The sequence below is a fragment of the Marinobacter nitratireducens genome, from assembly GCF_000708045.1.
GTDB classification, from domain to species: Bacteria; Pseudomonadota; Gammaproteobacteria; order Pseudomonadales; family Oleiphilaceae; genus Marinobacter; species Marinobacter nitratireducens.
Genome location: NZ_ANIE01000003.1, coordinates 593289 through 609204 on the forward strand (window position 1 = coordinate 593289; position 15916 = coordinate 609204).

At 57.2% G+C, this 15916-nt stretch carries 16 protein-coding genes; 5 read left to right on the forward strand and 11 right to left on the reverse strand.

Annotation, left to right across the window (positions count from 1 at the left end; genetic code table 11):
• The first annotated feature begins 10 nt into the window (after positions 1 to 10).
• Both D777_RS04575 and D777_RS04580 read left to right on the forward strand, forming a co-directional pair.
• Positions 11 to 694 carry a FadR/GntR family transcriptional regulator gene (locus tag D777_RS04575; RefSeq protein ID WP_036129098.1) on the forward strand — a complete coding sequence of 228 codons (684 nt, stop codon included), beginning with the start codon at positions 11 to 13 and terminating at the stop codon, positions 692 to 694.
• A gap of 2 nt (positions 695 to 696) precedes the next feature.
• A complete protein-coding gene (locus D777_RS04580; protein WP_036129101.1) occupies positions 697 to 1728 on the forward strand; it encodes a bile acid:sodium symporter family protein in 1032 nt (343 codons plus the stop codon).
• On the opposite strand, the gene D777_RS04585 is transcribed toward D777_RS04580, so the two are convergent.
• Positions 1684 to 2319 (reverse strand): molecular chaperone DnaJ, encoded by a 636-nt coding sequence (locus D777_RS04585; RefSeq protein ID WP_036129102.1) that lies wholly within the window; start codon positions 2317 to 2319, stop codon positions 1684 to 1686. The genes D777_RS04580 and D777_RS04585 overlap by 45 nt on opposite strands.
• Before the next feature lie 179 nt (positions 2320 to 2498).
• Here D777_RS04585 and D777_RS04590 point away from each other — a divergent pair, with 179 nt between their 5' ends.
• The 3 genes from D777_RS04590 (at position 2499) to D777_RS04600 (ending at position 7554) form a co-directional block, all read left to right on the forward strand.
• On the forward strand, positions 2499 to 4601 hold the full coding sequence (locus D777_RS04590) for a TonB-dependent receptor plug domain-containing protein (protein WP_227501667.1): 2103 nt from the start codon (positions 2499 to 2501) through the stop codon (positions 4599 to 4601).
• Positions 4602 to 4838: 237 nt separating this feature from the next.
• Positions 4839 to 5612, forward strand: coding sequence for an ABC transporter substrate-binding protein (locus D777_RS04595; protein WP_227501668.1), 774 nt, complete (start codon positions 4839 to 4841; stop codon positions 5610 to 5612).
• Complete coding sequence (locus D777_RS04600) at positions 5605 to 7554, forward strand: ATP-binding protein (protein WP_036129110.1); 1950 nt, start codon at positions 5605 to 5607, stop codon at positions 7552 to 7554. Before D777_RS04595 ends, D777_RS04600 begins: the two co-directional genes overlap by 8 nt.
• An 11-nt stretch (positions 7555 to 7565) precedes the next feature.
• On the opposite strand, the gene gorA is transcribed toward D777_RS04600, so the two are convergent.
• The 10 genes from gorA to gspF are packed head-to-tail and all read right to left on the reverse strand — an operon-like array spanning position 7566 to position 15915.
• Positions 7566 to 8924 carry a glutathione-disulfide reductase gene (gene gorA / locus D777_RS04605; protein ID WP_036129113.1) on the reverse strand — a complete coding sequence of 453 codons (1359 nt, stop codon included), beginning with the start codon at positions 8922 to 8924 and terminating at the stop codon, positions 7566 to 7568.
• A gap of 26 nt (positions 8925 to 8950) precedes the next feature.
• Entirely contained in the window at positions 8951 to 9622 is a 672-nt protein-coding gene (locus tag D777_RS04610; protein WP_036129606.1) for a GNAT family N-acetyltransferase, read from the reverse strand.
• Positions 9623 to 9676: 54 nt separating this feature from the next.
• A complete protein-coding gene (gene gspM / locus D777_RS04615; RefSeq protein WP_036129115.1) occupies positions 9677 to 10207 on the reverse strand; it encodes a type II secretion system protein GspM in 531 nt (176 codons plus the stop codon).
• A 3-nt stretch (positions 10208 to 10210) separates the two neighbouring features.
• Entirely contained in the window at positions 10211 to 11515 is a 1305-nt protein-coding gene (gene gspL / locus D777_RS04620; protein ID WP_036129117.1) for a type II secretion system protein GspL, read from the reverse strand.
• Positions 11516 to 11517: 2 nt separating this feature from the next.
• Complete coding sequence (gene gspK / locus D777_RS04625; RefSeq protein ID WP_036129119.1) at positions 11518 to 12525, reverse strand: type II secretion system minor pseudopilin GspK; 1008 nt, start codon at positions 12523 to 12525, stop codon at positions 11518 to 11520.
• 1 nt (position 12526) lies between these two features.
• Positions 12527 to 13282: a type II secretion system minor pseudopilin GspJ gene (gene gspJ, locus D777_RS04630; RefSeq protein ID WP_036129121.1), complete on the reverse strand. Its 756-nt coding sequence runs from the start codon at positions 13280 to 13282 to the stop codon at positions 12527 to 12529.
• The gene (gene gspI / locus D777_RS04635; protein WP_036129123.1) at positions 13282 to 13656 is read right to left on the reverse strand and encodes a type II secretion system minor pseudopilin GspI; all 375 of its coding nucleotides are present in this window, start codon (positions 13654 to 13656) and stop codon (positions 13282 to 13284) included. Before gspI ends, gspJ begins: the two co-directional genes overlap by 1 nt.
• The gene (gene gspH / locus D777_RS04640; RefSeq protein WP_036129124.1) at positions 13653 to 14180 is read right to left on the reverse strand and encodes a type II secretion system minor pseudopilin GspH; all 528 of its coding nucleotides are present in this window, start codon (positions 14178 to 14180) and stop codon (positions 13653 to 13655) included. Before gspH ends, gspI begins: the two co-directional genes overlap by 4 nt.
• Positions 14181 to 14186: 6 nt before the next feature.
• Positions 14187 to 14654 (reverse strand): type II secretion system major pseudopilin GspG, encoded by a 468-nt coding sequence (gspG, locus tag D777_RS04645; RefSeq protein WP_406564751.1) that lies wholly within the window; start codon positions 14652 to 14654, stop codon positions 14187 to 14189.
• A gap of 49 nt (positions 14655 to 14703) precedes the next feature.
• Positions 14704 to 15915, reverse strand: a complete 1212-nt coding sequence (gene gspF, locus D777_RS04650; RefSeq protein WP_036129125.1) for a type II secretion system inner membrane protein GspF — start codon at positions 15913 to 15915, stop codon at positions 14704 to 14706.
• Position 15916: the final 1 nt, after the last annotated feature.

A 15916-nucleotide genomic window follows, 5' to 3' on the forward strand; every position in this document is an offset into this window, starting at 1 on the left:
TGACCAGACCATGCTAAAACCGATACAAAAGGGCTCCCTCGTCGAAACCGCGATCGATAGCCTGCGGAGCACCATCGAAGGCGGCCAGTGGCCTATTGGCGCCAAGCTGCCAATTGAAGCTGAGTTGTCGGAAGCACTCGGCGTCAGTCGGAACACGGTCCGGGAAGCCGTCAGGGTGCTGGTTCACATGGGTATGCTGGAAACCCGGCAGGGGGATGGCACCTACGTTCGCGCCAACCGTGATGCCGGTGAAACCCTGCGCCGGATTGCCCGGACAAAGCTGGCGGAACAAATCGAAGTGCGGATGATGCTGGAGACCGAGGCGGCAGCACTCGCCGCAACACGCCGCACCGATGACGATCTCAGAGTCATGTCGGAAGCACTCGATGCGCGGGCGGCGGCTGGCGACAACCTGGATCAACGGATAGCGCATGACGAACGCTTTCACCACGCCCTGATCCAGGCCGCGCACAACACTGCGCTAAAGGAGTTATACAGCTACTTTGCCCATGCCATAAGCCAAACCATCGAGCAGACCGAAACCCAGAGTGATTTGCCCGAGCCCAGTCAGGAGGATCACGAACTCCTGCTGGCGGCTGTGCGCCGCAAGGATGCGACCAAGGCCGGGGAACTGGCTCGTGCCCTACTCTACCCCAGCCTCAACGTGCTTAACCGGGATGGTGACCGGAGGTGAGCATGAAACTCGATAAGTTCACCCTGCTCCTCCTCGGTGCCATCGTCCTCGCATCGATTGTGCCGGTTACCGGAACCGCCGCGGATATCCTTGCGACCGCTGGTACGGTTGCAGTCGCCTTACTGTTCTTTTTCCACGGTGCCGCGTTGTCGCGGGAGCAGATCGTCGCGGGAGCCACTCACTGGCGCCTGCACATACTGATTACCACGCTGACCTTCGTCTTTTTTCCGCTGGCCGTCATGCCCATCAATGAACTGTCGGGCATAGCCCCGGCCTGGATGCCTGCGGATCTGGGTCTGGGATTTCTTTACCTGGGCGTACTGCCCTCGGCGGTATCTTCCTCGATTGCCTACACCGCCATGGCCCGCGGCAACGTGCCCGCTGCCATTTGCAGCGCGGCTGCCTCCAACGTGTTCGGCATGATGTTGACCCCTTTTCTTCTGCTCCTGCTGGTTAGCACGGCGGGGGCTGGCGAGTTCTCGGTTGTTGAGGCTCTGAAGGACATTGTGTTGCAACTCCTGCTGCCGTTTGCAGTCGGGCATGCCCTTCGCCCCTGGCTTGGCGGATTCCTTGGCAGGAACGAGGGCCTCATGGCCAGGTACGATCAATGTGTGATCTGGCTGATTGTTTACTCCGCCTTCTCCCACTCTGTCGAGAGCGGACTCTGGGAGAATCTGCCAGTGCAGGCGATCGTCTTCGCCATCGCGCTTTGCCTGGGGCTGCTCGGGTTATTTATGTGGGTTGCGCGCCTTCTGGTGCGCTATTTCGGCTTTGACCTGAAAGACGAGGCCGCCGTGGTGTTCTGCGGCTCAAAGAAAAGCCTGGCGTCCGGGCTGCCAATGGCGAAAGTTTTGTTTTCGGGGCATCCCGGTTTCGGCATGATCGTCCTTCCGATCATGTGCTACAACCAGATCCAGGTGATTGTTGGTGCTATCCTCGCCCAGAAATACCGGGCCAGGATTGATGCGGAAGAGCACAAAGGCGCGGAGTCAGTTGCCGCCCATGCCCCCAAAAAGAACGGAAAGAATCACTAAGGCCACGATCCAGCCAACAACGGCTGGCCAGAAATTGACCATTTGAGGCGATTCTTCTTCACCCGACGCGGCGTCCTCGGGTTCGGGATAGTTTCGGATATCCGCCGGCTCAGCGACATCCTGAAGGCTTCGCCAGTCGAACCACTCACCCAGAAACTGCGCAACCGGCAACGACAGGCTGCCATTCTCCGCCATAGGCCGCACCTGCGGCTCCAGCTGACTGGCAATCTCCCGCCTGATCGGTGGCTTGTCCGCAGGTGGTTCGCACAGGATGGCCTTCCAGATACCCGCATCGGCACTGCGACCGGAATCGTTCAACAATGCCTTGATCTGTATGACCACCTCACGAACGATCTGGCCGTCGTTGCCATCAAGTTGAGGCTCCGGAGTCGCGCTTTCCGGACTTACCTCTTCCGGAGCGTCTGCCGCTGTTGCCAGCTCATCCGGAACCTCTCCGGTCGCCTGCCGGAAAGCCTGCTGCAGCTTTTCGGCTTCCTCGCCCGAGGCAAACTTCATTTGTTGCTCGTACGCCTGTTGGATTTGACGGCGGTCGCCGGTCGGCTCAATACCCAGAATTTCCCAGCAATTCATTCAGAGACTACTCCCAACCCCGAGAATCATTACATTTATGAGAGACAAATGCCGTGTAGTTCCCTACGATAGATGGCAAAGAATATAAAGATATAATTTTAACTACCTCGGCAGATTATAAAACGTCCCCCATGAAAGTTTCGACCAGAATCAGACCTGCGGCAGCAACGATAACCTCTGTGAAACCATTCACTGCTGCAGTGGCTCTGGCGACGGTATTGCCCGTTGCTGGATACGCTCAATCGGACTCCCCGGATTTTTCAGCGGACCTGTTGGCACTGGATGGCAACAACTCTGAGATCCCCGAAGTTCTCACCACGACCCGATTGCGCCAGTCAAAACTCAAAGTACCGGGAAGCACCACCATCCTCACCGGCGATATGCTCCGAAACCTTGGCGTCCAGAACCTGGTTGAAGCGTTCCGACTGGTCCCCGGCATGGTGGTAGGGGATCGCGGCAGCACCAACCCCGTCACCAGTTATCACGGCACGTCCCAGTATGAGCAACGGCGTTTGCAGGTTCAGATTGACGGCCGAACCGCCTACCGGATCAGCCTGGCAGATGTGGATTGGATCGCAATGCCGGTCGCGCTCGAAAATATAGAGCGCATTGAAATCAGCCGGGGTCCAAACTCGGCAGCATACGGCATCAACGCGTTCCTGGGCAGTATAAACATCATTACTCGTTCACCCCAGGACACCGCCGGCGCAGAGGCCTATGCCTCAGCCGGATCACGAGGCCATCTGCGTACCTTCACATCCGTTGGGGACTCAAACCTGGGGGGGAGTTGGCGTCTTTCCTATGAAAAACGAAAGTCCAATGGCTATGACTCCCAGGTAGAAGGAGGGGAAGAGATCCCCTTCCATGATGGCCATGACGTCAATAACTTTAATTTTGACAGCATCATCAGGCTTGATGATAACCACTCCGTCGATGTTCGGGCTGGTGTTCTGGAGGGCGTCAACGAAGAAGACCTCAACAAGTCCGGCAAGCTCGGTGCCACCACCGACCCGGACATCCAGATGAACGACTACTATCTCCAGCTGCGCTTTGACGGCGCGACATCCGACACCCATTTCTACCACGTGCAGGCCAGCTACCAGAATCAACGGCGACGCCAGCGCTGGTCAGTGAGCATTCCTGCAACAACGATTAACGCGTTACTGCCACCCGGATCCCCAGCCTTCCCCACGAACCAGGGCCCGTTCATCGCGGATCTCAACGAAGACTCGGAAGAAGCACGGCAGGAATTTGAACTCCAGGATACGTTGATCTTCAATGACGATCTGAAACTGGTGTCAGGGCTTGGCTATCGAAAAGACACCTATATCTCCGAAACCTTCTTCAACGGGCGTGGCAACAATTACCAGTCACGGGTGTTCGCCAACCTTGAGTACTCCCCGCAGCGCTGGGTTACCTTCAATTTTGGCGGTAACTGGGAGAAAACCACCACCACAGACGAAGGCTACTTTTCACCCAGGGCCGCCACCAACCTGATTTTCAATGACAACCATGCCCTGAGATTTGTCTTCTCGCGCGCGGTGCGCACACCCGATGCCTTTGAACAGAGCCCGGATTGGTCGTATCGTCCAAGCAATGTCCAGGCACCCTTCGAGGCCCTGGAAGGCTACCGCATCGTCATCGAAGACCTCCTCGACCCGAGCACGTCCACTTATGGCAAAGAGCTTGAAGAAGAGTGGATAACATCCCGGGAAATAAGCTATTTTGGTCAGTTTCACTTGGACCGTGCATTGCTTTCCGTCGAGATCCGGTACTTTAATGATCACTTCCGCGACATGATCAGCGGCATTATTAACGAGGAAGAATGGTACATTGACAACAACGTGGCCATTGATCAGGAAGGTGCGGAACTGGAAGCATCGCTCGATTTCTCGGGCACCATGCTCCGCGCAAGCTATGGTTACCTTGAACAGGACGAGTGGTACACCGGTGACCCATCAGCCCTGCCCGCAAAGCAGCAGGAGAAAGCCGTTGATCTCATGGGCCGCCTCTCCGCCCGCAACTCGGGAAGTGTCGCCTGGATCCAGGACTGGCCACTGGAACTCACCTCTTCCCTGGCCTATTACTGGACCAACGAAGTTCGTGAAAGCCGATTCGAACGTGCAGATTTCCGATTAGCTCGACGGGTAGATTTGCCGGACTATAGTTATGTACTGGCACTTACGATTCAGCATTACCTGAATCCCAAACCCTGGATGAGTCCAGACAATCGCATCGAGGACCAGAACCAGTATTTTGTAGAAGCAGGTGTAAGATTCTAAGTCTCACAAGGACGGCACGAGCCATAAGGCAGTATGGAGCAAAGGAATAGCGACGCGTTGACAACCAGATCCACAGGAAGGTCGGGGAAGACAATCTCCCGACTTCTTCCAGGGTTGATTCTGCTGTTCTTCGTAACGGTCGTTTCTGCTGCCGGGGCGCCCTCAAGGACCGTCTATGTTGCAGGGTCCGGCAACACAGCTCTTGATCAGCATCTCACAAAACTGCTGCAGCAAAGGGTGGGAGAAAACACGGCGGTCCTGCCGATTGCTGAAAACGAGCTCTCGTCCATCAAGGATGCGCCGGTTGTTGCCGTTGGGCCCTCCGCATTCTCAAAAGCCCGCCAGGCGAATCGATCAGCCGCCATTCTTGGCATGTTGGTTGAGGAAGATCTGGTCTCGCGGTTTGCCGAACGGTCACCTGGCCAGATCAGCGCCGTCTATTACAACGTGCCTCTGCTACGCCAGGCCCTGACCGGCAAGGTCATCCTGCCTCATGCCACCAAGGTGTCCATTCTGGCAACCCCCACATCCGCAGGGCTGTATGAGGCCGTTCTTGATCAATTGTCCGGGTACGGAATGCAGGGGCGGGTGTTTCTGGTCGAAAGCTCAGATGATTTGATCCCGACACTGATCCGAGCCCTCGGTTATGGGGACTTTCTGCTGGCCGCCTCAGACGATGCCATTTACAACCCCAGAACCATAAAACACATCCTGCTGACAGCGTACCGCCGTAACCGAATCGTCATTGGTCCGAGTCAGGCTTACGTCAAAGCCGGATCGCTCGCATCCAGCTATGCGCCTTTCCCGGCCATGGCTTCGCTTGCAGCCGACTACATCAACGCCTACTTCAATGACGGCACATTGCCTCCGCCTGCCTATCCTGAGCAGTACCGCGTGGAAGTTAACGACCAGGTTGCCAGGTCTTTGAACATTCCCTTGCCAGACAGGGAAGAGATTGCAGGACTGGTCAATGAAAAGCTTGCCGAAACGGGAGGGCCAGACAATGAATAGGCCCGATAGAAAACAGGCACCTCTCGCGCGGAAATTGCTCCTTCTCGGGGCTTTACCTGCAGTTTTGATGTTTGTTGTGCTGATGGTGTTTTTTACCTCCGCCAGGTTGGAAGATGCCCGACGTGACCTGTCACAAAGCAGTCAGATGATGGCAGACAGCCTTGCGCCTGCGCTCGAGTACGCGGTGGTCTCTGGTAATGCCCTGGCACTCGAGCAGGTACTGACGCAATCGCTGAAACACAGCCGAGCCGAGTGGATCAGAGTCTATGACGTACTCGGCGACCAGATCGGCTTTGTGACAAACGCTCCGGATAGTGAGACGCTGAACAGCGATCGCTACAATGTGTATGAAGCCGAAATACTTCAGCAGCCATTGCAGCTCGACACAGGGCGGGAAGCGGAATGGTTCGAGCCTGACTATGGATTTGACTCCGGCGCCCTCCGGGTAGGCACGGTTCAGGTTGGCGTGAGCACTGATCTCCTGGCAACCCGGCGCCAGGATATCCTGTGGACCTCGCTGGCCGTCGGCGTATCCCTGCTCCTGTTTATTGTCATTCTCATTAATCACTACCTGAACACCGTGCTCTCGCCCATCAGGATGCTGTCTGACCGAATCGGAAAGCTGATTGATCGGGACTTCAGCCCGCAACCGCTCCATGACCAACGCAGCTCCCGGGAAGTCATTGCTATCGAGCGGCAACTCAATGAACTGGCCGCCCACCTGGAAGAATTGAGGGAATCGAGAGTACAAACACTGAAGGCCTCCGAAACAGCGCGCGAGAAGGCAGAGAAAGCAAACCAGGCAAAATCCGAATTCCTCGCCACCATGAGTCATGAACTGCGCACACCCCTGAACGGTATGCTGGGCATGATTGATCTGGTTCAGGAGGACCCGCTAACCAATCGCCAACAGGATTACCTGTCGACGGCCCGCCACTCAACGGAAGACCTGCTGATGGTCATCAACGACATCCTGGACTATTCCCAGATGGACGGCGGAACGCTGGAACTGGCCAATCAGGAATTTGACCTGCGCAAGGTCATCACCAATTGCACGGCCACCTACCGGCAAATGGCGGAGCAGCAAGGTCTAACACTGAACGTGAGCCTCTTTGGAGACTGGCCGGCCGAGCCGATTGTTATGGGCGATGCGCCGAGATTAAGGCAGGTGCTTTCCGGGCTGCTCGATAACGCCATCAAATTTACCGGCGACGGTTTCATCAACATACAGGCCGGCTATTTTGCCCTGGAAGACGATTGCATCATTCTTAACTGCTCGGTAAGCGATTCCGGCTCCGGTATTCCCCAAGACCGAGTGTCCGACATCTTCAACTCGTTCCAGCAACTGGATTCCGGGGATCAACGAGCCCACGGCGGCACTGGCCTAGGGCTTTCCCTCGTTCAGCGGTTGATCGAACTGATGGGCGGGCATATCCAGGTGGAAACTGACCTTGGAAAAGGGTCGTCATTCCGATTCGAATTACCGTTCGACACCGTACCGGATAGCGCGCCAGTGGTCCCGGCCATCGAAGCATCCCCGCTGGCAGCCGAGAACATGACCGGTAAGGCGCTGGTTGTGGAGGATAACCTCGTCAATCAGAGGGTCGCGAAGGCGATGCTCACCCGCTTCGGCTTCGAGACCCACGCCGCCAATAACGGCCAGGAAGCCCTCGAGCACATTCAGACACAGCATTCAGGCTTCGACGTGATCCTGATGGACTGCCAGATGCCCGTGATGGACGGCTACGAAACAACTCGCCTCATCCGGGACTGGGAGCGCAGTAATGGTCAGGCCGGAACGCCCATCATTGCCCTGACGGCCGATGCCCTGCCCGGCACCGAGGTGAATTGCCGGGAATCAGGGATGAACGACTATCTGGCCAAACCAGTACGCAAGGAAAACCTCAGAGAGGTTCTGAGCCGGTGGGTCCAGATCAAATAGATCGCCGGCCCTCAGACCGGCTCACGCATGGTCACAAACTCTTCGGCTGACGTCGGATGTATTCCGACCGTCGCGTCAAACTGAGCCTTGGTCGCCCCGGCCTTGATTGCCACGCCAAGCCCCTGGGTGATTTCTCCGGCATCCGGACCCACCATGTGGGCGCCGAGAACCTTGTCCGAAGTGTCGTCGACCACCAACTTCATCAGGCAACGCTCATCCCGGCCACTCAACGTGTGCTTCATGGGCCGGAATTCGGATTTGTAGATCCGAAGGGTATGCCCCTGTTCCCTGGCCTCTTCCTCGGTCAACCCAACGGTACCGATATTGGGCTGACAGAACACCGCAGTCGGAATGGCCGAGTAGTCCATCTCCCCCTGGCCATCCCCAAACAGCCTGCGAGAAAGCACCATGGCCTGGCCAATGGCAACCGGCGTGAGCTGGGGTGTGCCGATGACGTCGCCCAGTGCGGTAATCGACTCAACAGAGGTCTGGAAATGATCGTCCACCTGAATGTTCCCGGCCGACGTCAGTGCAACGCCCAACTCCTCAAGCCCCAAACCTTCGACCAACGCTTTCCGGCCCGTGGCGGCCATCACAAGCCCGGTTTCGATGACGTCACCGGTGGTCAGTCGAACCCTGTAATGGGAATTCTCCGCCTCAACGGACTCGATGTTCACACCAAACTGCAGGTCGACGCCTTTTTTCCGCATTTCCTGCTCGGTAAACCGGCGCACATCGTTGTCGAACCCACGAAGGAAAAGATCTCCGCGATACAACAACGTGGTCTCCACGCCCAATCCGTTAAGAATGCCGGCAAACTCCACCGCAATGTAGCCGCCGCCCCATACCACCGCGTGTTTTGGTAGCTGGGGCAGGTAGAACATCTCGTTTGAGGTAAGAACGCATTCCTTACCGGGAATATCGGGCACGACGGGCCAGCTCCCGGTAGCCACCGTGATGTGCTTTGATGAATATTCCTGGCTTCCCACCACCACGGTGTTGGCATCCTTGAACGTTGCCGTTCCCTCAATGAGCGTCACGCCGGCATTCTCGAGCAGTCGCCCGTATATGCCATTCAGGCGCTCAATCTCGGCGTTCTTGTTCGCCACCAGGGTCGGCCATTCAAACGTTGCCTGTTCCAGAGGAAGCTTCCATCCATAACCGGCCGCATCCTCCAGATCCTCATGTACGTGTGAGCCATAAACGAACAGTTTCTTTGGTACACACCCCACATTGACACATGTGCCCCCGAGATATCGGGACTCAACTACCGCAACCCGGGCTCCCCGCTGGGCCGACATACGCGCCAGCCGAACGCCACCCGAGCCGGCGCCGATTACGATCAAATCAAAATCATGGGTATCAGACACAGTGTCTCCTGTTGCTCAAGTAAACATCATCCCAGGCTTTCGCCCATTGCCTTTCCGTCGGCGTGAACTTCCCTGAACAAAACGTGATCTTCAAAATCGCCCAGGCGAATCTTGCCCAGGCTTCGGAATCCCTCGGATTCATAGAACGGAAGATACCGACTGTTGCCGGTATCGAGCACCAACCCGCTGCCTCTCGGGTTTTCCGAGCAGAGTTTTTCGACCGCTTTCAACAGAACCCGGCCGTATCCACGGTTCTGGTACTTGGGATTGACCCCCATTAACGGCAATTGGTGCGCCAGCGGCTGCGGCAGAAGTTCGCGGATTTTGTGGTGGTAATCGAGGTACCGACGCGTGGAGGCGAAGCCGGCGGTAAGGACCATTCGAATACGCCACCCGAACTGCTCAGTGAGGTTCATTCGAAGCTCTGGATCGCCAATGAACGCAACCGCCACCAGAGTGTCATCCACCATGACACCGATCGCTTCCTGATCAAGCTCCAGATAAAGATCAATCAGCTCTCGAATCGTCGCCCTGACGCGGGTCTCGTATCCGGGTCGTCGGTGATCAAACAGATACTGGAATGTCGGCTCATCACGATACGCGCTGAACAGAATCGATCTCGCCTCGTTGGTCGCCTCCTCATCCAGACGCACAATAACAGGCTCAACGTTGTTCTTGTTTTCGTTGTTGTTGCTCATCATGCACTCTCCTGCTTCAGCCAGAGCCAATGGCTCTTCACACTGGTTTAACAGTCAGATTGCCAGAGTCAGCCTGGCCGACACCAGCCCGGGCTCCCTTGAGCGATCCATGGCAGCCTGGTCAATAATAACGCCATGATTGGACTTGAGGGACTCCAGCCACGCAGCGACCTCCGCGAATGGGGCATCTTCAATCCAGACCCGAATCGCATCATCACCGCTGGGTTCAAAACGCTGCAGCGACAGCCCGCCTTCCCTCGCCGAGCGAGTCACCAGTGCCATCAGTGCCCTGCCATCGGCCGGTGCATTGGCCGTTGAAGCGCTGGAACCGGTCCCCGCAGAGCCAAGCCGTTTGATCGTTGATTCATTCGCCTGCATCCAGGCCAGCAGTTCGCCGGCGTTTTCACGCTGGGCTTCCGCTTTTTCGCTGAACGCCATGGCCGGGCGCCATATTGCGAAGTACAGAACCCCCAGAAAAACAGCCAGAGCCAGTACCATCAAAGCCTGCTGATCCCGCCGGGGCAACTGGTCGTATTGCGCAATTAACTTGCCGACGGCCGGCTGATCCTTGAGTTTTTCGAACATCCCTTAACCTCCAGAGACCGTGAGACGACCACGGGCACCATCAGACTCATTCACGACTGACCCGATCTGTGCTTCCAACCCCTGATTCGCCAGTCCGTTGCGAAGGGCGCTCAGTCGGTCGTAGCTGTCCGCCCGCACATCAACCACCAGCTCTGCACGGTTGCGGCTGTAATTCACGGAGTTGAAATTAACCGACGCGTTCGACGGCAATCTGGAATACTGCTCTCCGGTAAACTTCATCAAGGTAATAAAGTCCAGCTCCGGCCCTTCTGAACCCGCGACCCGTAACTGCCCCTGAATGACGCGCCGTACGTTGCCAGCCGTGGTCCGGCGGTCCTGAGGGAATGCCTGCCGGTAGATCTTCATGGCCTGCTGCTCCAGTCCCCGGGCCTGTTCCTGATGATAGAACCCCATCCCGACTTCCAGCGCCACCTGCACCACAAACCATACAGCCGCCACGGCAATCAGTGGCTTCCAGGGTTTGAGTGCACTGGATTTGTTGCCGCCAATCGCAAACGGCCCCTGGCACAGGTTAATCGGCTGACACAGATGATGATGGTGGGCATGCGCCAACAATTCGAGCGGCATGAGTTCCAGGATTTCCTGCTTTACCGTCAATCGGCCTTGCCCACCCATTTCCGCAATCAACGCAGGCTGATGTTCGTAATCCGCCTCGGTGGCATAGACCGTGACCGGCACCTCCGCAATCACTTCCTCGGAAGGCGGCGCAGCCAGTGTCTGGGCAAACATACCCAGGTTCGCTGACTGCATGCTCAACCATTCACCGTGATCACTGGCCATCAGCGCGGTATCGCCGGAAAGGCAGGCCGTCCAACCACCCTCGGTCACCGGCAACAACGCTGCATCGGGATAAATGGCTTCCAGCCGGATATGCTCCCAGCCTGTGAACAGTGCCGCCCATTGGGCCATGCGTTCCTGGTCAATCACGGCAACCCGGTAACCCGCATCGCCATGACGACCCAGTGCCAGATGAACGGAATCAATGTCCTGGGCGATCTGCTCTTCAACCGCGTAAGGAAGCGCCTGGTGGATAAACCGGCTCTGTTTCGCTGGAATGTCGGCCGTGCAGAAAAGGGCCTCTTCGCCCGGGATCAGGCCGACCAGCAATACATTTTCCAGCGCATTCTGAGCCAGGGTTTGTTCAATGGTCGCCCTTGGATCCGCCGTTCCCTGAGCCTGAGAGTCACCACTGGCATCCTGAAGTACCCAGTTAAACAGCTGGGCTTCCGGGCTTTCGTCCAGATCCGCGAGTGGTAACGTTGGTCGCACATAGAGGCGATATGACATGTCTATCCTTCTGAAATGGTAAAAGGCTCTTTTGTGATTCTGTTTTTCTGCCCGGTATCCCTATGAACCGTCCGGACCTGACCTTCCTGATCGCGGAACACAGTGCTGACCATATTCACAATCCGGTCATCGTAGGTAATCCGCGAAACAACTTCAAAAAATCGCGTCTGCACCGTCAACCCGGTGGATTTAACCCCCAGCCCGGCCAGCTCTGGCAGCGCCAGGAAATCCTGCACTTCTTCAAACCGTTCGTCCTGCCGTGTCTCAAGAATAGACTCGACCTGGGCGTCCGTCAGCTCTTCATTCAGGGTGCGCAGCACGTCCGCCGGGGCGGTATTCACATTGATGCCAATCCCGGTCACCGGAAGCGCAGCGACGTTCGGGCGAAGTGCCTGGTAGGCTTCCTCGGTCATGCCTTCGATCAAGCGTAATTCCGTCACACTGACAAACGGTTGGTTCCCGGCACGGTAGCCTGGGTCCGCCATCAGGTACTGTCCGTCCTCGGCACCATAGGCGCTGGTGGTCTGGTCATTCGGGTCAATCCAGTCGATCAGGGCGTCGACCCGAAATTCCGTGATCCCCAGATTGGTCAATAAGCGCTCCAGCCGCCCCTTGGTTTCCGGGTCAACCTTGCCATTCACATCGACCAGATCATTGAGGTTGAGACGACCACCCAGATCATCAATCTGAACCTCGACCACCCCAATCTCATCAACGGGCAGCACCGCCGCGTTTTTCGCCCAGAACTCATCAAGGCTATCGACCATGGCGTCGTCTTCCTGGTCCTCCTCGAAGTCCCGGACCAGAATCTGATTGGCGAAGGCTTCGGCACCCAGGGCAATGCTCATACCCTGCTGTTGGGCCAGTGCATGGCCAGCCTTGAAGATCCTCAGGCTCTGGTGCTGCGTCATACCCGCGGCCAGGATGACCACCAGTGCCATTGCCAGCAGCACCATGATCAGGGCGACGCCCGTCTGCTGTCGTGTCGATGCAAGCCTCCGGCTGGTCATATCAAGAGCCCTGCCCGCCAGCGTTATTCTGGGTACCGGATGCCTCCCCCGCATCGTCCTCATCGGCGGATGCGTTAAGGTCGTTGACCAGCCCCTGGGCCTGATCGACACTGAAATCCGGTAGTACGAACGTGCGCACGAGTTCGCCGAACACGTCGTGCTCAATCGTCAACTCCAGACCGATCGGCATCGGGATCTCTGGCCGGCTTCCCTGGGTCAGGTTTGCCATCATCTGGTCCGTGGGCCACTGGTCCTGCCATGCCCGGTTTTCATCCAGGAAACGCACCTCCAGGTCGGTAACATTATCCAACAGCAACAGATCAACGCTGTCGTCTTCCTGCCCCTGATCCACATTGGGCCAGTACCGCCGGTGCAGTTCACTCCCGGTAAACTCCCAGGCAACGCGCTGAAGCCCGCTGCGACGCGTACCCAGGGGGTTCCGCCAGCCCTGTCGTGTGAGCACCAGGGCAAATCCTTCCTGGCGGGTGGTCAGTGCCGGCTGGTAGTCCCCGTAAACGTCCCTCGCCGACCGATTGACGATCTGGGTGATGTCGCGTTCCAGAAGCAGCATCGCTCTCTGGAGGCCGTCGAACTGATCCGCCACTTCGTCGACCCGATCCCGTGAACGGACCACGCCATTGATCACCTGCCACACTCCGAGGCCAATCACGGCGGTAATGGTCACCGCGATCAGCACTTCCATCAGAGTGAAACCGCGCTCCCGGTAAAAGCCGCTGGGCAACCGAACAACCGCCATCAGTTTTCTCCCAGGAAGGCTGACAGAGTATGAATGGGTGCCGGCTCCGAACGCTCGTCGGTGTACCGTGCCACCGTCACTTCAATACGCCGCATCTTGGGGTCTTCGGTGGCCATCACCCGGGTTGTGACCTGCCATCGGTAGGGGCCGTATTCTGTATCGCGGCTATTCTCGGAAATGCCGGGCAGGTCTTCTTCCAACCGGAGTTCGTTAATGCGGTTGTCGGCAAGCCAACCGGCGAGGGTTTTGTCACGAATCCGCTCATAGCTGCCAATATACTGGCTGCCGACTTCGGCGGCTGCCGTTGCAATCAGTCCGAACACGAGCAACGCAACCAGCACTTCAATCAGGGTAAAACCGCGGACTCGTTTCACTGATCGCCCTCATCACCGGGCTTTCGCCACTCCATCGGTGAAAAACCGTCCGAGGCGATTACATGCATGGAATCCGTGTTCTTGCCGATGGTAAATTCCAGCTCGAAAGGTGTTGTCTCACCACTAGAGAAAAAGACAACGTCCGGGAGCAGATCATCCTCTTCGCTGGCCAGCTTCGGTGCGTCGGTTTCGATGAATTCGGTCACAACCATCCACTCAGGAAAGCTGCGCGCCTTGAACATGCGCTCCCCCGAGCCTTTCCATTCGCGGTTTTGGTCCTGAAAGGCAATAAAGCGATAACCGTCTTCGGTCAGTTTCAGGCCCATTTCAAGGTTATTCAGAACCGCCTGCTCCGATGCCGTCTGCATCAGCAGGTAAAGCTCCCGAACCTGGTTCTCCATCTCCCGTTGCTGGGAACTGCCGCCCATGCTGAACACCGCAAGAGCCGCCAGCAGCCCAACGATGATCAGGACAACCAGAATCTCGATGAGCGTGAAACCTGCCTGATGCGCCCGGGACTGCACAACAAATCAGCCCTCGGTATTCCAGACGCTGATGTCTGCGGCATCACCGTCACCACCTTCCACACCGTCGGAACCGTAGGAATACAGGTCGTATGGGCCTTCAACACCCGGGCTTACGTATTGGTACTGAGCACCCCACGGATCTTCCGGGACACTCTTCAGGTAACCGTCCGGGTTCCAGTTCCGGGGCTCAGGGGAACCACTGGGCTTGGAAACCAGTGCTTCAAGGCCCTGCTGGGTTGACGGATAGTGGCTGTTATCCAGGCGGTAGAGGTCCAGCGCGTTGGCAATGTTGCTGAGCTGGGTTTCCGCCACCGTAACCTTGGCCTGGTCACTGCGCCCCATGATGTTCGGTGCAACAATCGCAACCAGAAGGCCCAGGATAACCATGACCACCATGATTTCGATCAGGGTAAAACCCTGACTGGCGTTCCGTTTCATAATCGTTTGAGTCGTCATTTTCTCACTCGTCATTGACAGGAAATCCTTTCGTTTGTTTCGTTTGCTGTGGCCACACCCGTGACTAACCAACCAGGTTACTCATATTCAGGATAGGCAACATAATCGCCAGCACGATAATAAGCACCACCACACCCATGAATAACAGCATCATTGGCTCAAACAGCCCGACAATTGCCGCAATTTTCGACTGCAGGGAGTTCTCCTGCATGCGCGCGGTTCGCTCCAACATGCTGTCGAGTTCGCCACTGGCTTCTCCACTGGCAATCATGTGCAGCATCATGGGCGGAAAGTAACCACTCTGGTCAAGGGAACGGTGAAGCGAGCCGCCTTCACTGACCTTCTTCGCCGCCTCACGTAATTCCGAACGCAGATAATCGTTCGAGAGTACTTCGCCGGCGATTCTCATCGCCTCCACAAGCGGCACGCCACTGGTGGTCAGAATACTCAGGGTACTGGCATAGCGGGCCGTGTTCACACCCCGCACCATGCCTGAGAACAGAGGCAGATGCAGCAAGCGCTTGTGGAACTTCATGCGAAATGCCGGCTTTGATAACGCGAACCGGAAACCGACCAGGGCCAGAATGATCAGAATCAGCAGGTAAATGCCATAACTACCGAGGAAATCAGACACCACCAGCATGGCCTGGGTTAACGCGGGCAACTCCTGCCCTTGCTTCAGAAACACCTCGATGATGTCCGGCACAACGTAAGTCAGCAGGAAGACCACAATCGCAATGGCGACCACACTGAGAATGATGGGATAGATGGCGGCCAACTGGATCTTCTGCCGGGCCTCTTGCCGTCCTTCGGTGTAGTCAGCCAACCGGTTCAGCACGAGATCCAGGTGCCCGGCGTGTTCACCCGCCGCTACGGTTGACCGGTACAGGCGAGGAAACGCGCGTGGGAACTCGCCGAGGCTGTCGGCCAGGGTATACCCCTCCATGACCTTGGCCCGGATGGCGATCAGCATGCTGCGAATGCGGGGTTTCGTGGACTGCTGGGATGCGGCAGACAGCGCCTGCTCCACCGGAATACCGGACTGGATCAGGGTAGCGATTTGCCGGGTGACCAATGCCAGATCGCTTGCCGACAGGGTTCCGCCGCCGCTGAATGGCGTGCTTTTGGCCTGTTTTTCCGCCGCCGGCTCAACGGCCAGCGGTGTCATGCCCTTTTCACGGAGTTGCTGGCGCACCGCTCGCGCGGCATCCGCTTCCATCACACCCTGCTTCTGTTTGCCCCGGGCATCCAGTGCCTTGTATTCGTATGCGGGCATG